Annotated in this window: 14 protein-coding genes; 10 read left to right on the forward strand and 4 right to left on the reverse strand. The window is 36.1% G+C overall.

Annotated features, from left to right (window positions below; translation table 11 throughout):
• The first annotated feature begins 12 nt into the window (after positions 1 to 12).
• Complete coding sequence (locus tag GV828_RS09650) at positions 13 to 939, forward strand: NAD(P)/FAD-dependent oxidoreductase (RefSeq protein WP_166537280.1); 927 nt, start codon at positions 13 to 15, stop codon at positions 937 to 939.
• Here the strand turns inward: GV828_RS09650 and GV828_RS09655 are convergent.
• Positions 936 to 1,499 carry a 5-formyltetrahydrofolate cyclo-ligase gene (locus tag GV828_RS09655; RefSeq protein ID WP_166537281.1) on the reverse strand — a complete coding sequence of 188 codons (564 nt, stop codon included), beginning with the start codon at positions 1,497 to 1,499 and terminating at the stop codon, positions 936 to 938. The genes GV828_RS09650 and GV828_RS09655 overlap by 4 nt on opposite strands.
• 13 nt (positions 1,500 to 1,512) lie before the next feature.
• Positions 1,513 to 2,484, reverse strand: a complete 972-nt coding sequence (locus GV828_RS09660) for a succinylglutamate desuccinylase/aspartoacylase family protein (RefSeq protein WP_208103171.1) — start codon at positions 2,482 to 2,484, stop codon at positions 1,513 to 1,515.
• Between the two features lie 106 nt (positions 2,485 to 2,590).
• On the opposite strand from GV828_RS09660, the gene uvrC reads away from it, so the two are divergent.
• Both uvrC and GV828_RS09670 read left to right on the forward strand, forming a co-directional pair.
• Entirely contained in the window at positions 2,591 to 4,393 is a 1,803-nt protein-coding gene (gene uvrC / locus GV828_RS09665; protein ID WP_166537282.1) for an excinuclease ABC subunit UvrC, read from the forward strand.
• A gap of 15 nt (positions 4,394 to 4,408) precedes the next feature.
• Positions 4,409 to 6,610 carry a patatin-like phospholipase family protein gene (locus GV828_RS09670; protein WP_166537283.1) on the forward strand — a complete coding sequence of 734 codons (2,202 nt, stop codon included), beginning with the start codon at positions 4,409 to 4,411 and terminating at the stop codon, positions 6,608 to 6,610.
• Positions 6,611 to 6,616: 6 nt separating this feature from the next.
• Here the strand turns inward: GV828_RS09670 and GV828_RS09675 are convergent, their stop codons facing one another.
• Together GV828_RS09675 and GV828_RS09680 are read right to left on the reverse strand one after the other, a co-directional pair.
• Positions 6,617 to 6,766, reverse strand: coding sequence for a hypothetical protein (locus GV828_RS09675; RefSeq protein ID WP_166537284.1), 150 nt, complete (start codon positions 6,764 to 6,766; stop codon positions 6,617 to 6,619).
• A gap of 19 nt (positions 6,767 to 6,785) precedes the next feature.
• Positions 6,786 to 8,456, reverse strand: a complete 1,671-nt coding sequence (locus GV828_RS09680) for a sodium-dependent transporter (RefSeq protein ID WP_166537285.1) — start codon at positions 8,454 to 8,456, stop codon at positions 6,786 to 6,788.
• Positions 8,457 to 8,876: 420 nt separating this feature from the next.
• Here GV828_RS09680 and GV828_RS09685 point away from each other — a divergent pair, with 420 nt between their 5' ends.
• The 7 genes from GV828_RS09685 (at position 8,877) to GV828_RS09715 (ending at position 19,180) form a co-directional block, all read left to right on the forward strand.
• Positions 8,877 to 10,040 (forward strand): homogentisate 1,2-dioxygenase, encoded by a 1,164-nt coding sequence (locus tag GV828_RS09685; RefSeq protein ID WP_166537286.1) that lies wholly within the window; start codon positions 8,877 to 8,879, stop codon positions 10,038 to 10,040.
• Positions 10,041 to 10,192: 152 nt separating this feature from the next.
• Positions 10,193 to 11,356 carry a 4-hydroxyphenylpyruvate dioxygenase gene (gene hppD, locus GV828_RS09690; RefSeq protein ID WP_166537287.1) on the forward strand — a complete coding sequence of 388 codons (1,164 nt, stop codon included), beginning with the start codon at positions 10,193 to 10,195 and terminating at the stop codon, positions 11,354 to 11,356.
• A 298-nt stretch (positions 11,357 to 11,654) separates the two neighbouring features.
• Positions 11,655 to 12,422, forward strand: coding sequence for a DUF3108 domain-containing protein (locus GV828_RS09695; RefSeq protein WP_166537288.1), 768 nt, complete (start codon positions 11,655 to 11,657; stop codon positions 12,420 to 12,422).
• A 1-nt stretch (position 12,423) separates the two neighbouring features.
• On the forward strand, positions 12,424 to 13,365 hold the full coding sequence (locus GV828_RS09700; RefSeq protein WP_166537289.1) for a tryptophan 2,3-dioxygenase family protein: 942 nt from the start codon (positions 12,424 to 12,426) through the stop codon (positions 13,363 to 13,365).
• Positions 13,366 to 13,383: 18 nt separating this feature from the next.
• Positions 13,384 to 14,628 carry a M23 family metallopeptidase gene (locus GV828_RS09705; protein WP_166537290.1) on the forward strand — a complete coding sequence of 415 codons (1,245 nt, stop codon included), beginning with the start codon at positions 13,384 to 13,386 and terminating at the stop codon, positions 14,626 to 14,628.
• Positions 14,629 to 14,675: 47 nt separating this feature from the next.
• A complete protein-coding gene (pgi, locus tag GV828_RS09710) occupies positions 14,676 to 16,319 on the forward strand; it encodes a glucose-6-phosphate isomerase (RefSeq protein ID WP_166537291.1) in 1,644 nt (547 codons plus the stop codon).
• 170 nt (positions 16,320 to 16,489) lie between these two features.
• Complete coding sequence (locus GV828_RS09715; RefSeq protein ID WP_166537292.1) at positions 16,490 to 19,180, forward strand: TonB-dependent receptor; 2,691 nt, start codon at positions 16,490 to 16,492, stop codon at positions 19,178 to 19,180.
• The last annotated feature ends 172 nt before the right edge of the window (positions 19,181 to 19,352 follow it).

Here is a 19,352-nt window from a genome sequence, read left to right on the forward strand (position 1 = left end):
AAATACTACCACATGAACAATCAGTTTAGTTTTGAAGTTGTGATTATCGGCGGAAGTTACGCGGGTTTGGCAGCTGCAATGGCGTTAGGACGTTCCCTCAGAAATATTTTGGTCATCGATTCTGGAAATCCGTGTAACCAACAAACGCCCCAAAGCCATAATTTTATCACACAAGATGGAAAACCGCCCGCAACTATTTCTAAAGAAGCCAAACATCAAGTTTTACAATATCCTTCGGTACAATTTTTAAACGATGAGGTTCATTCCGTGACGCAAGAAAATCTTGGGTTTTTAGTACAAACCGGTTCAGGCAAAAAATTTACTTCCAAAAAAATTATCATTGCCACAGGTTTACAAGATGTCATGCCGGAAATTCCCGGTTTTGCGGCATCTTGGGGGATTTCTGTGTTGCATTGCCCTTATTGTCACGGTTACGAAGTGCGAAATAAAAATTTGGGAATATTGGCAGATGGCGCTTTGGCGTATGAGTTGGCAAAATTAATTTCTCATTGGTCGTCAAACCTCACCATTTTTACAAACGGCATTGGCGAAATTGATTTAGACAAACTCGAAATTTTAGAAAAATTAAATATTGCTGTGATAGAAAAACCAGTTGAATCCATAAGTCATCATTCGGGTTATGTGGAAGCTGTGAATTTCAGTGATGGGACTTCGCAAAAAATTGATGCTATTTTTTCTCGACCAAAATACCATCAAAAAGCGTTGCATTTCATTGAAAAATTAGATTGTGATTTAGACGAAAACGGAATCATTAAAACCGATCATTTCCAGAAAACTTCTGTTGAAGGTGTTTACGCTGTTGGAGATTGTGCGACCTTGTTTCGCTCTGTTTCTGCTGCAGTTGCTGCCGGAAACTTGGCTGGAGCAATCGTAAATAAAGAGTTAATTGAAGAAAAGTTCTTAGCTTTAAAATGCTAAAATGAATAAATTTTTGAAGGCGTTATGCAAAAATCCATTGGAATATCGCCTTCAAAAATGCCATCAATTTCAGTTTCCGGTTCAAAAAAAGAAAGCCCAATTTTAATCGTTTCCGGAGTACATTTTCTTAAAAAATTATCATAAAAACCCTTGCCGTAACCCACCCGATTTCCTTTGATATCATATGCCAAAAGAGGCATAAAAACCACTTCTATTTTCTCGGGATTTACTTCGAAACCGTTTTCAGGTTCTGGAATTCCGTGACTGTTGACCACAAATTTTGTGCTGTCAGTCAATAAAAAATGCGTCATGCTTCTGCTGGAAAAATCAGCTTTAGATACCACAATGTCTTTGTCTTTTCCGGATAATATTTGCAATAAAAATTCAGTATCAACCTCTTTGTTTGCAATAATTGGTAGATAAATATGGTAAATTTGTTTGTGCCAAAAAGTTCCTTGTAAAGCCATGTTTGCAATTGCCATACTTTTGGTTTCCACATCTTCAGCCGATAAATTTTCGCGTAATTTTTTATAGTGGTTTCGTAGCTCTTTTTTTGTCATTTTGTTAAAAATTTTAATCCTCCAAAGCCGTTGAAATATGAAATATTGCATCGCCTTGATATACAATTGGAGCTTCATTTGCATTAATAATATAGCCAGAATTTGGGGCTTTTACTTTCACTTCAACCGCTCCATAAGGATCGGAAATTTTAGCCAAAACTGTTCCTTTTTCCACAAAACTTCCCACTTTTGTCACGCTGTGAAACATCCCCGAACGATTGGCGCGAACCCAATTTGACTTTTCGATGTAAATGGTATTGATCTCCGCTTTTTGTACCGTTTTTTTAGGGTTTAACATCCCAAAATGCGCCAAAAAACGCTTGGTTCCTTCAATGCCTTCTTGGGTAACATCGGCATTTATATCCATGGATTTTCCCCCTTCAAAAAGTAACATTTTTACACCCAATTTATCGCAAGAATTTCGAAACGAACCTGAAATATTTTTGGAATATAAACCAAATGGCGCCTGAAAAACGTCCGCTAATTTTTTAAGGTCGTGGTTGTGTGGCACAATTCTTATTTGTGGTGCGTTAAATCGATCTGCTCCACCAGCGTGAAAATCAATACAATAATCTACCAGCGGAATAATTTCGTGTAACAAATAGTAAGCAAATCTACTTGCCAGCGAACCGTTTTTGCTTCCTGGGAAAACACGATTCATGTCGCGACCGTCGGGGAATTCACGGGTTTTGTTCAAAAATCCAAAAACATTGATTACCGGAATACAAATAATTGTACCAATTTTTGGTTTGTTTATTTTTTGGGTAATGATTTGTCGCACGATTTCAACGCCATTAATTTCGTCGCCATGCAACCCCGCCGAAAATAAAATCACCGGACCGTCAACCAGCGACCGTTCGACGATTACGGGAATTTTGAGTTTGGTCATGGTGTGCAATTTTGCAATTTCCATGTTAAGCGTTCGGCTTTCTCCTGGCAAAATAGTTTCTCCTAAAATTGTGATTTCTTTGGGCGTTTTCGGCATAAATTTTCTTTAAAAAGCTAAATGTATAAAATTTTGCAAGATTGGTGTTTGTTAAAATGAAATTTCCTCGCTTGCAATTCGGCATTTTTGCCCGTAACTTTGTAAGATGCGAACGCCAATAGAACTTCAGATTCAAACTTTGCCCGACGGTCCGGGCGTTTACCAATATTACGATAAAGACGATAAAATTCTTTACGTGGGTAAGGCAAAAAATTTGCGCAAGCGAGTGGCTTCGTACTTTAATAAATTGCACGATAACGGCCGAACCAATGTGCTCGTTCGGAAAATTGTAAACATCCGACACATTGTGGTTCCTACGGAAACGGATGCGTTGTTGCTCGAAAATAATTTAATTAAAAAACTGCAACCACGCTACAATGTCATGCTCAAAGACGACAAAACGTACCCGTGGATTTGTATTAAAAAAGAACCTTTTTCGAGGATCTTTACCACCAGAAACATGGTCAAAGATGGTTCGGAATATTTTGGGCCATACACCAGTTTTAAAACCGTTCACACGCTTTTGGATTTAATCAAAGAATTATACCAATTGCGAACTTGTAACTACGATTTGTCTCCAGAAAATATTGATTCGGGCAAATACAAAGTGTGTTTGGAATACCATATTGGCAATTGCAAAGGACCTTGTGAAGGCCATCAATCATTGGAAGAATATCAAAAAAATGTAGATGCGATTCGTGAAATTTTAAAAGGAAATTTTAGAGAAAGTTTGAAGGATTTTAAAACTTTGATGAAAAATTTGGCGTTGGAAATGCGATTTGAAGAAGCCCAGAAAATTAAGGACAAAATTGATGTTCTCGAAAATTATCAGGCAAAATCTACAATTGTAAATCCGAAAATTTCTAACGTGGATGTTTTTTCAATCGTTTCTGACGAGAGTGCGGCTTATGTTAATTTTATCCAGATTTCTCATGGCGCGATTGTACGTTCGCACACGATGGAAATGAAGAAAAAATTGGATGAAACCAATCAGGAACTGCTCGAATTAGCAATCGTAGAAATCAGGGAGCGGTTTAGATTATTGTCAAAAGAAATTATTGTGCCTTTTGAAGTGGATTTAGGGGGTCCCGAAGCTTCGGGATTAAAAATTACTGTTCCGCAATTGGGCGATAAAAAGCAAGTGTTGGATCTCTCTGAACGCAATGCAAAATTTTACCGGATGGATCAAATGAAGCAGTTGCAAATTGTAGATCCGGATCGTCATACCAACCGAATTATGGCGCAAATGAAAAAAGATTTACGCCTTTCATCAGAGCCACGACACATTGAATGTTTTGATAACTCCAACATTCAGGGAACCAATCCTGTGGCGGCTTGTGTGGTTTTTAAAGATGGAAAACCCAGCAAAAAAGATTACCGACATTTTAATATCAAAACGGTTGAAGGACCAAATGATTTTGCTTCGATGGAAGAAGTGGTTTTCCGGAGATACAAGCGATTGCTGGAAGAAAATGAACCTTTGCCGCAACTCATTGTGATTGATGGTGGAAAAGGACAATTGTCTTCGGCATTAAAAAGTTTGGAACAATTAGATTTGCGTGGAAAAATTGCCATTATTGGTATTGCAAAAAGATTGGAGGAAATTTTTTATCCCGGCGATTCCATTCCGTTGTATTTGGATAAAAAATCTGAAACGTTAAAAATCATCCAGCATTTGCGAAACGAAGCACACCGTTTCGGGATTACATTTCATAGAAATAAACGCAGTAATAGCGCGTTAAAAACTTCAGTAGAAAGCATTCCGGGTATTGGCGAAAAAACAATGATTACATTGATAAAGCATTTTAAATCTGTTAAAAGACTTTCGCAAGCCACAGAAAAAGAAATTTCTGACGTTATTGGAGTTTCAAAAGCGAAAAAAATTGTCGAATTTTACAGCAAAACCTAATTATCTTTTTTTTACATGAAAAACTGGCTCATCATTCTCATAACGATTTTTTCCATTCAAGTTTTTCATGCACAAGAGGCAAAAAAACCGAAGATTGGATTGGTGTTGAGTGGTGGTGGTGCAAAAGGTTTGGCACATATAGGGGTTTTAAAAGTTCTGGAAGAAAATAATGTAGAAATTTCTTACATCGGTGGAACCAGCATGGGGGCCATTATCGGTGGTCTTTACGCTTCGGGCTACAAAGCTGCCGAGATTGATTCGATTTTTAGGACTACGGATTATGATGCTTTAATCCAAGATTATATTCCAAGATCTACCAAAAATTTTTACGAAAAAAGGAATGACGAGTTATACGCTTTATCGCTTCCGTTTAATAAGATGCGATTGAGTTTCCCAAGGGCTTTGTCTAAAGGATTGTATAATTTTAATTTGATTAGCAAACTTACACATCATGTAAGACACGAGCGCGATTTTAGCCAACTTCCCATTCCGTTTCTATGTATTGGAACGGATATTGAAACCGGAAAACAGGTATTGCTCAACAAGGGTTCTTTGCCGCAAGCGATGTTGGCAAGTGCAGCTTTTCCCTCTTTGTATATGCCGGTTGAAATTGACGGAAAAATTTTAATTGATGGCGGTGTGGTCAATAATTATCCTATTGACGAAGTCAAAAAAATGGGAGCTGACATTATTATTGGTGTGGACGTTCAGGATGGTTTTCGGGATAGAAAACAATTGACTGATGCTACGAAAATTTTGGTGCAAATTACCAACATGCAAATGATTCAAAAAATGCCGGAAAATGTCAAAAAAACGGACATTTATATCAAGCCGGATATTGAAGGTTTTAATGTAGTTTCTTTTGACGAAGGCAATGAAATTATCAGTCGAGGTGAAAAAGCGGCTTTAGCAGTTGTAGATCAGCTAAAAAAAGTGAGTTCGTTGAAACCTTTGAAAGAAATTCCGAAACTTCAGGTTGATTCTTTATGTATAGACGATATTTCTATTTCAAAATTGGAAAATTATACGCGATCTTATGTGATTGGGCAATTAGGTTTTAAACCCGGAACTAGTATTTCTTACGAAGATTTGAACCGTGGAATCGCTACTTTAAATGCTACGCAAAACTTTAGCGCCATAGGTTACAATTTTGCCATAAATGAATATGGAGCCGAAACGATGAATTTATCTTTGGTGGAAAATCCAAATCGCACTTATTTAAAATTCGGACTGCATTATGACGGATTGTACAAAAGTGCTTTACTTGTAAACATTACCCAAAAAAAAATGTTTTTTAAGAATGATGTTGCGTTATTAGACATTGGTTTAGGCGATAATTTCCGATATTACTTGGATTATTACGTGGACAATGGCTTTAACATTAGTTATGGTTTTAAGTCGAGATACAATACTTTCAACCGAAATGTTTTGACTGATTTTAAAAATGGTGAACTTTTAGATTTATTCGGTTTAAATTCGCTCAACATAGATTATACTGATTTTTCAAATAAAATTTATTTCCAAACCCTTTTTGCCCAAAAATTCTTGATTGGTGTGGAGGCGGAATTAAAGCATCTCAAGATCAAAAGTAGGACATTGGCCAACACAGAACCTATTTTGGAAAACAGCGATTATTTCTCTGGGAACGCTTATGTTCGTTACGATTCTATGGACAAAAAGTTTTTTCCTAAAAGCGGTGTTATGTTTAGCGGTGATTTTCAAACACTAGTGTACTCTTCGGATTACACCAAAAGTTTTGAACCGTTTTCTATTTTAAAAGGAGAATTGGCTTTCACAAAAACCTTTTGGAAAAAACTTACTTTGACCGCACAATCCGAAGCAGGATTTACGATTGGCGAAAGCACGATACCTTTTTTTGATTTTATTTTGGGCGGATATGGTTACAATACGATTAATAATTTTAGGCATTTTTATGGATATGATTTTGTAAGCCTCGCCGGAAACAGCTATATCAAAGGCTCATTAACAGCAGATGTCGAAATTTTTCGTAAAAATCACTTGAATTTTACTGCTAATTATGCCAATATAGGTTCAAAAATTTTCGATACCGCAGATTGGTTTGCAGATCCTACACATTCGGGTTATGCCTTTGGTTATGGACTAGAAAGTATTATTGGTCCAATTGAGTTAAAACATTCGTGGTCACCCGAAACCAGAGACCATCATACTTGGATTAGTTTAGGATATTGGTTCTAAGGAATTTTAATTTCTTTCGATTTCGTTGTCATTATCACTAAACGAATCTGGTTCTTGCTTAGGTTTGGTAGTCAAAACCCTGTAGAAAAAATATCCTGCAAAGGCTATCACTAGTCCTTGAGTGATTACCATGGTAATTAATGCTTCAGTATTCATACAATTATCGAATTAAAAATTATAATGTGGCACGGCCTTCACGGCGTCTTTTTAAGAATGCTAAATAAACCAAAATACTTATAAACAGGAATAGAGAAAGTAAGAGTAATCTTGCCATATCTAGATAAAAGATTTTATCCTTTAAAGTTTGAATAACCTGATTATCTGTGGCCATGGCTATTTGCTCTTTAATTCCCGCATGCGTTAACGTTTTGATAATTGATCCATTATCAAGATTCCATCCATTTCCTGAAAATAAACTTGCAAAGTTTCCAGACCAATCATTATTAATAGGCTTAAATAATGATCCTAAAAAGATTATGATTAGTAAAATTGGAGTGACGAATTTTATGATGTATTTGAATAGTAAAGGAACCTTAATATCAGCACCACTATTGATTTCTGCCCATCCTTTATTCATTCCAAAAATCCAAGAGAATAAAATGGTTTCAAACATAGCGAATACTACTAAACTCACGGTTCCAGCCCAATAGTCATATTCGTCAAAAACGCCTTGATTGTAAAAAAATACGGTTGGTAATCCCATGATTAATATAAGCGCTCCAAATGACCAAGCTCCTTTATTTCTGTTCCAGTTAAATTCGTCTCGCATAAAGCCCATCCACGGCGTACCCATAGCGAGCGATGAAGTAATACCTGCGAAAAATAAAAGACCAAACCAAAATAATCCGCCGAGTGCCGCTAAAAGTGGACCCCATTGTTGAAATAGATAAGGCATGGTTTGAAATGCCATTCCAAATCCTGCATTTTCAATTATCCAGTCTAATCCCAAATAGCCAGCTGCAATTGGAATTACAATCATACTACCCAATACAACCTCAACAAATTCATTCATAAACCCTGCCGAAACGGCATTTAAAGCGATATCATCTTTTGGTTTGATATATGCTGCATAACAATGTATTGTACCCATTCCTACTGAGAGGGTGAAAAAAATCTGTCCGGCAGCAGCCATCCACACTTTTAAGTCTAAAAGTGAACTGTATTGTGGTGTCCATAAAAAATTTAAACCATCCCAAGCATTGGCATCCGGAAATAAATCAGAAGCTCCGCTGGTTCCAAGTGTTAACCCTCTAACTGCTAAAATTACTCCAAAAAGTATCAAAAGCGGCATTCCTATTTTAGCTACTTTTTCAATTCCACCGAGACCTTTTGATAATATGAATGTGTTTAAGATAAGACATAAAATATAAAAAATCACAGCTTCATATGGAATTCCAGTAGTAGATTCGGCAACATTTACATATGAGTTAAAAAACTCAGCAACACCCGTTTGACTCATGCCTTCAAATGTACCGGAAAGAGAATGATACACGTAGGACATCGTCCAAGACTCAATATAACAATAGTAAGCTGCTACAGCTACATTTGTAAAAATTCCGAACACTCCAATATATTTAAGAACCCTGCCCTTTACCATTGAATCCAATATGTAAGGGGTACTATGATTTCCGAATTTACCTCCAAAACGTCCCGAAGCCCATTCAATGTATAACAATGGGATTCCCATCAATAAAAAACAAACCAAATAAGGAATAATAAATGCGCCACCACCATTTTGAACGGCTTGAACAGGGAATCGCAAAAAATTACCTAAACCTACAGCGTTTCCTGCCATTGCTAAAATGAGACCAACTCTGGAGCCCCACGATTCTGATTTTGACGACATAAATTTTCTTAAATAAAGTTAAATTGAGTCTCAAAGATAAAAAAACAATTGAAAAAAGACATAAAATCTAAAGATGGCGCTCAATTTTTATGATATTGGTAGTTTTTTAATAATCTTGTTCGATATTTTTAAGCTTTATTATAACTGGAGTATTATGCAATTTTATTTTTATTAAAATCAATCTTAAAGCAAAAACAATAAAAATGTAGGTGATTATGTTCTAAAATCGCAAATTTTTCCGATATTTGTTGCTATGAATACAATTTGGTCAGGACTTTTACCACATTTAAAATTTCTCATTAAAAGAAATCCGGAATGAATTTAATTAGATAATTAGTCAATTAGAAAATGAGCTAATTATCTAACGACAAAACCCATTTTCTAATTATCTAATTTTCAAAATTATCTAATTAAAAAGTTATGCCTATCTATCATAAATTAGGAGATTTTCCACAGAAAAGACATACACAATTCGAAAAACCAGAAGGAGGTTTCTACTACGAACAACTTTTTGGAACCGAAGGATTCCACGGTCATTCTTCTTTGTTGTATCACGTTCACAGACCCACACAAGTAAAAGAAATTTTAGCTTCGCACAATGTTGAACCAAAAATTGCTATCGGGAAAAATATAAAATCACTTTTGCTAAAAGGTTTCGAATTGAAACCTGCAGCTGATTTTCTGGATAGTCGAAAAGCAATGCTAGTCAATCGAGATTGCACCATCGGGCTTGCTGCACCAAAAAAATCTTTACGGGACTATTTTTATAAAAATGCCGATGCCGATGAAATGATTTTCATCCACAAAGGTTCGGGAACACTTCGCACGATGATGGGAAATATTCCTTTCGAATACGGCGATTATCTCATTATTCCACGAGGAATTATCTATCAAATCGATTTTGACACCGAAGAAAATCGTTTGTTCTATGTAGAATCTTTCGCACCATTTTATACACCAAAGCGTTATAAAAATGAATCAGGTCAGCATTTAGAGCATTCTCCATTCTGCGAAAGAGATTTTAAATTGCCAACAGAACTCGAAACACACGACGAAAAAGGTGATTTCCTGATTAAAATTAAAAAAGAAGGAATGTTACATGAAGTGGTTTATGCCACACATCCCTTTGACGTTGTCGGTTGGGATGGTTATAATTTCCCGTACGCTTTCAGCATCCATAATTTCGAGCCGATAACAGGTAGAGTGCATTTGCCACCGCCAATTCATCAAACATTTGAAACATCAACTTTTGTAGTATGTTCTTTTGTTCCAAGATTGTACGATTATCATCCAAAATCAATTCCGGCTCCTTATAACCATAGTAATATTGATAGTGATGAGGTTTTGTATTATGTAGATGGCGATTTTATGTCTAGAAATAATATTGAACAAGGTCACATCACTTTGCATCCAAAAGGAATTCCGCACGGTCCAGCACCAGGAGCGATGGAAAGAAGTATTGGACAAACTGTCACCGAAGAATTGGCTGTTATGGTCGATACCTTCCGTCCGTTGATGGTTACAGAAGAAGCGATGGGATTAGACGATGGACAATATTATAAATCGTGGGTGGAAGCCCCCTAACCCTAAAAGGGAGAAAAGGTTTCTCTATCAGCTTTTGAATAAAAAATATTAACTAACTAATTTTCCTTATGGTAATTAATTTTTAAGGAAACAAGATAAAATCCTATTGACCCCTAATAGGAATTGCCCCTTCGGGGGTTAGGGGGCAAATTATGAGTAAAGAAATAAAATCAGTAGAATACGGATTAGAAAAAATATTTGAAGGAGCTCAAGATTTCTTGCCTCTTTTAGGAACAGATTATGTAGAATTTTATGTAGGAAATGCAAAGCAAGCGGCTCATTTCTACAAAACAGCTTTTGGATTTCAGTCCTTGGCTTATTCTGGATTGGAAACAGGAGTTCGTGATCGGGCTTCGTATGTTTTAAAGCAAGACAAAATCCGAATTGTGCTAACAACGGCTTTAAACAGCAATTCACCTATTGGCGAACACGTAAAAAAACACGGAGATGGCGTTAAAGTTATTGCACTTTGGGTGGAAGACGCTCGAAAATCGTTTGAAGAAACCACACAACGTGGAGCAAAACCTTATTTTGAACCCGTAACTGAGAAAGACGAAAATGGCGAAGTGGTTCGTGCCGGAATTTATGGTGCTTATGGCGAAACCGTTTTTGTTTTCGTAGAACGTAAAAATTATAACGGCATCTTTTTGCCAGGTTACGTAGAATGGAAATCCGACTATAATCCAGAACCTGTTGGATTAAAATTTATTGATCACATGGTTGGAAATACGGGCTGGAACCGAATGAATGAAGCTGTAAAATGGTTTGAAGATGTGATGGGATTTGTCAATTTCCTATCGTTTGATGACAAGCAAATTACAACAGAATATTCTGCCTTGATGTCTAAAGTAATGAGTAACGGAAATGGTAGAATCAAATTCCCTATCAATGAACCTGCTAACGGGAAAAAACGTTCTCAAATAGAAGAATATTTAGATTTCTATGAAGATGAAGGCGTTCAACACATTGCCGTTGCCACGGATGATATCTTGACAACCGTTGCAAAAATGAAATCTCGTGGAATCGAATTTTTGAGCACACCACCACAAGCGTATTATGATGCCATTCCAGAGCGATTGAAAGACCACATGGATAAGTTTAAGGAAGACATCAATGAGCTTCAAAAACTCGGAATCATGATTGATGCCGATGAAGAAGGTTATTTGTTGCAAATTTTTACCAAACCAGTAGAAGATCGTCCAACTTTATTTTTCGAAGTTATTCAAAGAATGGGAGCTCGCGGTTTTGGAGCTGGAAATTTCAAAGCTCTTTTTGAATCTATTGAAAGAGAACAAGAAAAAAGAGGAACTTTGTAAACAAAATAGCTTAATATTGATATTTTGATAAAAAACAACGTTTCGAAAACGTTATTTTTGAAAAATATTTGTTAAAATCGATTTTTTATTTGGAATAATATAAAATCGATGTACCTTTGCACTCGCAAAATGAGAGGGGGTGGTTCCCTTTGAATTTTATGTAGATTTTCATAATTTATAGTTTTTTGGTTGGTTAATAGCATAAAAACTCAGTCATTGTTTGGCTGGGTTTTTTTGTTTTGTTACTTTGGAACAGAAATTGTATATTCAGTATAAAAAAACAGAATATATTTACACTATGAAAAAAATAATAGCAATAGTACTACTTTCAATTTCTACACTCCAAGCGCAAACCAGTTCTTTCGATGTAGGTGAATGGTTTAAATTTAGAATTCATTATGGGTTAGTTAACGCAGGCTACGCAACACTCGAAATAAAAGAAGCTACCAAAAGTGGGAAAAAAGTTTTCCATGCAGTGGGAAATGGCTACACTACCGGAATGACAAAATTTTTCTTTAAAGTAAATGACGATTATCAAAGTTATTTTGACAAGAAAACAGGTAAACCCTACCAGTTTGTAAGAAAAATTAACGAGGGAGGCTACACTAAAAATCAAGAAGGATTTTTTAACCCATCAGCCAATAACGTTTTAGTAAAAGACTACAAGAAAAAAACCGAGAAAACGATTTCGGTTCCTGATAATGTACAAGATATTGTGTCCTCCTTTTATTATTTACGTAACCATCCTAATATAGACAAGCTAAAAGAAGGCGAATCTATTACCATTGACATGTTTTTTGACGACGAAACCACAAAGTTTAAGTTAAAATTTATGGGGAAAGAATTATTAAAAACTAAATTTGGAAAAATTAATGCAATGGTTTTTCGCCCGTACGTTCAAGCGGGAAGGGTTTTTAAAGAAGAAGAAAGTTTAACTGTCTGGATATCAGACGACGAAAACAAAGTGCCGCTTCGAATTAAAGCCAGTCTTGCTGTAGGCTCGTTAAAAGCAGATCTAGATGGATTTCGCGGGCTTCAAAAACCATTTAGAGTATTAGCAGAATAACATGGAAATCACCCCCCAACTTCAAAATCAATTGGATCAATTAGAAGAAAAATTTTCCGCAATTGACCAAAAAACAGAAACGCACCTCGAAGGTTTACTTTGGTCGAAACCCATTACCTATTGGGATTACATCCAAACCGATGCCTTGCTCAACCTTCAAACCCAAAGAACAACGCTTCCTGACGAAATGGTTTTTATCATGTATCATCAGGTAAATGAGTTGCTTTTTAAAATGATTTTATGGGAAATTGACCAACTTTGTCACACACCTAAACCCGCAACGGATTATTTTACCGAAAAATTAATGCGGATTAGCCGCTACTTTAATATGTTGACTACTTCCTTTAATATTATGGGAGATGGAATGGAAGTTGACCAATACATGAAATTCCGCAATACTTTAACTCCGGCAAGTGGTTTTCAAAGTGCACAGTACCGTTTAATCGAATTTGCTTCAACTGATTTAATTAATTTAATTGATTACAGATTTCGCGCAACTATTGACCGCAACACCCCATATGAACACGCTTTAGAACATTTATATTGGCAAGCAGCTGGAAAAGATTACAAAACCGGAGAAAAATCTTATCTGTTAAAAGCGTTTGAAACAAAATATAAACCACAATTTTTGAGTTATATGGAAGAATATAATACCATTAACGTGTGGAGGAAATTTAAGGAATTACCAGAAATTGATCAAAAAAATCCAGATTTAGTCAATGCCATGAGACATTATGACCATACCGTGAACATCACCTGGGTCATGCAACATCTCAATACGGCTAAAAAATATATCGACCAAAGTGGTCAGGGCGATGGCGAAGCCACCGGAGGAAGCGATTGGAAAAAATACATGCACCCAAAATACCAACGAAGAATATTTTTCCCCGAACTTTGGACGGAAACTGAATTAGCCAATTGGGGCGAAGAAAAAAAAGTATAAATCACAAAAATTAAAGGTTTGAATTACAAAGTTTTAGCCCTTTTATCACTGTTGCTGTTTTTTTCGTGCGACAAAAAAGGCGAAAATACCACATCTACACCAAAAGCAGTTATAAAAAAGGATCCCATCATCAAAGAATTTGGGTTTACCCTCAATGATTTTAAGGTCGAACGAGACACCGTAAAAAGCGGTGAAACTTTTGGCACGATTATGCAAAAACACCAATTAGGCGATTTACGCGTTCATGAAATTACCGAAAAAGCTCGCGATTCGTTTAAATTTAGAGACATTAGAGCCGGAAAACCTTACACGATTCTAAAGTCTAAAACAGCTCCAAATCCGGTTCAGGTTTTTATTTACGAAAGAGACAATATTCACTACAGCATCATCGATTTGAGAGATTCTATCGTGGCTTACAATAAAACCAAACCCATTTCCATAAAAAAAAGAACCATCGCTACCAAAATTGAAGGTTCTCTCTCCGAAACGCTAAATGCCGCAGGCGTTGATGCTTCGCTTGCGCAAAAGTTAGCCAGTATTTATGCTTATTCTATAGATTTTTTCAAAATTCAAAAAGGAGATCAGTTTGCTGTCACATTTAATGAAAAATATATTAATGACTCCATTTACGTTGGTGTTGAAAGTTTAGAAGCCTCTTTTTTTGTTCACAAAGGCAAAAAAATATACGCTTTTCCTTTTAAACAAGATACGTCTTCTACAAAAGTTAACTATTACGATCAAGAAGGTAAAGTGTTGAAAACCATGTTTTTAAAAGCGCCGCTAAAATTTGGATTTAGAATTTCTTCCAAATTTTCAGCCAATCGTTTTCATCCAGTTCAACACCGATGGAAAGCCCACAAAGGCACAGATTATGCTGCACCACATGGCACGCCAATTGTTTCTACTGCAAATGGAGTTGTGGAACAAACGGGTTATACAGCCGGAAACGGGAATTATGTAAAAATAAAACACAATTCCACTTATTCCACTCAATATTTACACATGTCGAAAATTTTAGTTCGTCGTGGGCAACGCGTTTCTCAGGGTGATGTAATAGGAAAAGTGGGAAGCACAGGATTAGCAACTGGACCACACGTTTGTTATCGTTTTTGGAAAAATGGCGTTCAGGTAGATGCTTTAAAACAAAAATTACCCAACTCAATCCCAATGGAAACCAAATACAAAGCCAGATTTATGGCAGAAATGGAACCCATGAAAAAAGAGCTTGACAGCGTTGCAGCGCTAAAATTTAAATCAAACTAATTCTTAATTTTGAGCCCAAAAAAACTCAAAAACAAAATAACCTTATAATGGCATTAGCAACAACAAATCCTTCCGGAACCGTAGCTTGGGAGAAACTTCGCGAACATTTTTATGATAAAATGCAATATGCATCAATGAAAGAAATGTTTGCTCAAGATTCAAAACGTGCTGAAAAATTTTCGATTCAGTGGAAAGATTTTTACGTGGATTTTAGCAAAAATATCATCACCGAAGAAACCCTGAAATACCTTTTGGAGTTGGCGGACGAAATGGAACTTAAAAAAGCGATTTCCCAATATTTTTCTGGCGAAATTATTAATCAAACTGAAAACAGAGCCGTTCTACATACCGCTTTGAGAGCTCAAGAAAATGCCCAAATTTTTGTGGATGGCAAAAATGTGATGCCGGAAGTTTTCGCCGTCAAACAAAAAATGAAAGGTTTTTGTGATGAAATTATTTCGGGAACGAGAAAAGGTTTTTCCGGAAAAAATTTTACAGATGTAGTCAATATCGGGATTGGAGGTTCGGATTTGGGTCCGGCAATGGCGGTTGAAGCATTGGCTTTTTACCAAAATCATCTCAATGTTCATTTTGTTTCAAATGTTGATGGCGATCACGTTCAGGAAAAAATTAAAAAATTAAATCCCGAAACTACGCTTTTTGTCATTGTTTCCAAAACATTTACTACTCAAGAAACTTTGTCAAATGCCGAAACGATCAAGAAATGGTTTTTAGAAACAGCTACGCAACAAGACGTGGCAAAACACTTCGTGGCCGTTTCGACTAATATCGAAAAAGTAACGGATTTTGGCATCGATTCTGAAAATATTTTCCCAATGTGGGACTGGGTTGGCGGAAGATTTTCGCTTTGGAGTGCCGTAGGTTTGTCTATCGCATTGGCGGTTGGTTATGATAATTTTGACCAATTGTTAAAAGGTGCTCACGAAATGGATGAACATTTTAAAAATGAAAGTTTCGACAAAAATATCCCGGTAACATTGGCTTTATTGAGCATTTGGTACAATAATTTTTTTGGTGCCGAAAGCGAAGCTTTGATTCCATATACTCAATATTTGCAAAAATTAGCGCCATATCTTCAACAAGGAATTATGGAAAGCAATGGTAAAAGTGTAGGCCGTGACGGAAATCCGGTGAATTATCAAACCGGAACAATTATTTGGGGTGAACCCGGAACCAATTCGCAACACGCATTTTTTCAATTAATTCATCAAGGGACAAAATTAATTCCAACGGATTTTATTGGATATATAAATTCACTCCACGGTAATAAAGACCATCATGATAAATTAATGTCAAACTTTTTTGCCCAAACCGAAGCACTTTTAAATGGAAAAACCGAAGAACAAGTAAGAGCCGAATTTTCTAAAACCAGTGTATCTTCCGGACAAGCAGATTATTTAACCCCGTTTAAAATTTTCCAAGGAAATAAACCCACAAATACTTTGTTAATTGATAAATTAACTCCGGAATCATTAGGATCACTTATCGCCTTGTACGAACATAAAATTTTTGTTCAAGGTATTATTTGGAATATTTTTAGTTATGACCAATGGGGTGTTGAATTAGGAAAACAGTTAGCTAATAGTATCTTATCTGAAATTAATGCTGCGGAGATTAATATCCACGATAGTTCTACTTCTAATTTGCTTAAATTTTATTTAAAAAAATAAACTTTAGTTTAAGAATTTAATGTTAATAAATTGTAAACAAAGCCTCCATATTCCGGAGGCTTTAACGTTTTCGGGAGTTATCAAAATTTTCAGTTGCTTAACATTTACTTAATATCTGTTAAAATATTACTAAAGAAATTTGTACGCATAAACAATACATAAACTTACAAATGAAAAATTTTAAAAAGCTTTTATTTACCGGGTTTTTAATGCTATGTTTTTCGGCAATTCAGGCTCAGGTTACAATCGTCGGAAAAGTAATGGATACACAATTAAATTCACCACTTCCAGGCGCAAATGTTTCAGTGCCGGGAGGCTCTACTTCAACGGATATTGACGGAAATTTTGAAATTACTTCTAATGCAACATCCGGAAATGTAACCATTTCTTTTATTGGTTATGTCACTAAAACAGTTGCTTTTTCGGGAACTTCTGGACAAACCGTAAATCTTGGAGAAATTAGTGTAGCCACTGATGCGAGTCAATTAGATGAGGTAGTGGTGATTGGTCGTGGTATTATCGACTTAGCAAATGACAGAAAAACGCCTATCGCAGTTTCAAACCTAACAGCGCAAGAAATTCAGGATAAAGTAGGTTCGTCAGATATTACGCAAACGATGGTCAACACACCATCAGTTTACGTTGCCGGACAAGCGGGAGGTTTTGGAGATTCGAGAATTGTGGTTCGTGGTTTTGGTCAAGACAACACTGCATTTTTATTAAACGGTCAACCTATTAATGGTATGGAAGATGGTTTAATGTATTGGTCAAACTGGTCTGGAATGGCGGATATTGCTAATATGATTCAAATTCAGCGTGGTTTGGGTTCATCAAAATTAGCCATTTCTTCTGTGGGTGGAACCGTAAACTTTATCACCAAAGCAACTTCAATGAGAGAAGGTGGATTTATTTCTGCGGGAGTGGCAAATGATGATTATTTAAAAACAACTGTAGCTTACAATTCCGGATTGATGAACAGTAATTTCGGAGTGAGTGTAATGTTAACACATTGGCAAGGTGATGGTTATAATGCTGGAACACGTGGAGAAGGACAAAATTATTTTATTTCTTTCGGATACAAACCTTCGGACAAACACAACTTTAACTTTTTAATTACTGGTGCTCCGCAAAGACACGATCAAAATTTTACCAAAAGACTTTCGGATTATAAAACGTACGGAAGAAAATACAATAATAACTGGGGAACGCTTAATGGAGAATACCTTTCCGAAAGAACAAATTTTTACCATAAACCGGTTGCTAATTTAAACTGGGATTGGATTATTAGCGACAAATCTGAGCTTTCAACCGTGTTGTATGCTTCTTGGGGACGTGGTGGTGGAACCGGAAACTACGGTGCTTCGGCAATTCGTGCCAACGGACAAATTAATTGGGATGCAATCGTAGACAGAAATGAAGCTGTTGGAAATGGGGTTCAAGGCGATGGACAATCGTACTTAATTCGTTCTTCGGTAAATAACCACAGCTGGTATGGTTTGGTTTCAAATTTTGAGCATCAAATTAACCAAAATCTAACCTTAAACGTTGGAGCAGATTTAAGAACGTATTACGGAACTCATTACCGTCAAGTAAATAATTTCTTGGGATTAAATAACTGGACAGAAACTCGTGGATTGAGAGATTTTTCACATCAAATTGCACAACCAAATGTGCCAAGAACTGTTACCGAACACCAAAGAATCGACCCTTGGTTATCTACTTTTAATGCTGTAGGCGAAGGGCAAAGAATTGATTATGACAACAGCGAAAGAATTTCTTACGGTGGTCTTTTTGGGCAAGTTGAATACGCAACGGATAAATTCTCGACCTTTTTCCAAGGAGCCATTTCTACACAAAGCCACCAACGCTTCGATCGCTATGATTATCTTCCGGAAGCAGAAGATTCAGAAAAAGTGAACAATGTGGGTTACAACTTAAAAGCGGGTGGAAGTTTTAATATTAACGAGCAAAATTCGGTTTATGTAAATGCAGGTTACTATTCTCGTCAACCTTACCACGATAATATTTATTTGAATTTTACCAACCAAATCAACCCCTTAACTGAAAACGAAAAAATTTTAGGACTTGAAGCAGGTTATAGTTTTAAAAGCCGATATTTTTCTGCTAACTTAAATGCTTACAGAACTTCTTGGAAAGACCGTGTAACCACAAATTCAAGAGTAGCAGCAGCTTCAGATTTAGAAACATATCCAAGTCTTATTATTGGCGATCAAATTTTTACAACCAATCAAGGTGTGGAACAATTACACCAAGGTCTTGAACTTGATTTCACTGCAAAACCTTTTACATTGTTAGACTTAAGAGGATTTGTTTCAGTTGGAAACTGGGAATACCAAGGGAATTCTGTTAATGTAATTAGAGATGAAAACAGGAATGTACTAGCCGAAAATTCCCGAGATGTTGACGGAGGTAAAGTAGGAGATGCCGCACAATTTACAGCTGGAGCAGGATTTGTGGTTCGTCCTGCACAAAGATTTTCAATTGATGCAGATTATAGATTTTATGATAATTTATATTCAAATGTTGGAGCAGTGAAAGACAACTTACAATTGCCATCATTTGGAATTGTGGACGCCGGAATTTCGTATAAATTATTATTAGGAGAAGAAAAAAATGAATCGTTAAATTTTAGATTAAACGTGAACAACCTTTTCCACGAAATTTATATTTCTGAAACGAGAACAAACGTTAAAGCAACTGATAGAATCAACCCAACCAGCACCACAGATTTTTCAACTTACGAATCAGCAGGAAGATTAATCAACGGTTTGGCAGACGCTAACCAGGGTTTCTACGGTTTAGGAAGAACCTGGAATTTCACCATCAGATACAACTTTTAAATTTCATACGTTAGTTAGTTTAAAATGAAGAAAACCTCCTGAATGTTTGAACATGCCCCAAAAAGTTAGACACTATTTGGGGCATTTTTTATGGAAAGAAAAGTTAAGTATGATTACGCATTTAAATTAGAATGTGTTAAGTTAGTTTTAGAGAAACATTATTCTGTTTTGT

The organism is Flavobacterium ichthyis (genome assembly GCF_009915155.1).
Taxonomy (GTDB): domain Bacteria; phylum Bacteroidota; class Bacteroidia; order Flavobacteriales; family Flavobacteriaceae; genus Flavobacterium; species Flavobacterium ichthyis.

Bases quoted from the DNA above. Each gene is read 5' to 3' on its own strand.
- GV828_RS09695 (WP_166537288.1), top strand. From the start codon at position 11,655: ATGAAAAAAATAATAGCAATAGTACTACTTTCAATTTCTACACTCCAA.
- GV828_RS09700 (WP_166537289.1), top strand. From the start codon at position 12,424: ATGGAAATCACCCCCCAACTTCAAAATCAATTGGATCAATTAGAAGAA.
- GV828_RS09680 (WP_166537285.1), bottom strand. From the start codon at position 8,456: ATGTCGTCAAAATCAGAATCGTGGGGCTCCAGAGTTGGTCTCATTTTA.
- GV828_RS09715 (WP_166537292.1), top strand. From the start codon at position 16,490: ATGAAAAATTTTAAAAAGCTTTTATTTACCGGGTTTTTAATGCTATGT.
- hppD (WP_166537287.1), top strand. From the start codon at position 10,193: ATGAGTAAAGAAATAAAATCAGTAGAATACGGATTAGAAAAAATATTT.
- uvrC (WP_166537282.1), top strand. From the start codon at position 2,591: ATGCGAACGCCAATAGAACTTCAGATTCAAACTTTGCCCGACGGTCCG.
- GV828_RS09670 (WP_166537283.1), top strand. From the start codon at position 4,409: ATGAAAAACTGGCTCATCATTCTCATAACGATTTTTTCCATTCAAGTT.
- GV828_RS09655 (WP_166537281.1), bottom strand. From the start codon at position 1,499: ATGACAAAAAAAGAGCTACGAAACCACTATAAAAAATTACGCGAAAAT.
- pgi (WP_166537291.1), top strand. From the start codon at position 14,676: ATGGCATTAGCAACAACAAATCCTTCCGGAACCGTAGCTTGGGAGAAA.
- GV828_RS09660 (WP_208103171.1), bottom strand. From the start codon at position 2,484: ATGCCGAAAACGCCCAAAGAAATCACAATTTTAGGAGAAACTATTTTG.
- GV828_RS09650 (WP_166537280.1), top strand. From the start codon at position 13: ATGAACAATCAGTTTAGTTTTGAAGTTGTGATTATCGGCGGAAGTTAC.
- GV828_RS09685 (WP_166537286.1), top strand. From the start codon at position 8,877: ATGCCTATCTATCATAAATTAGGAGATTTTCCACAGAAAAGACATACA.
- GV828_RS09675 (WP_166537284.1), bottom strand. From the start codon at position 6,766: ATGAATACTGAAGCATTAATTACCATGGTAATCACTCAAGGACTAGTG.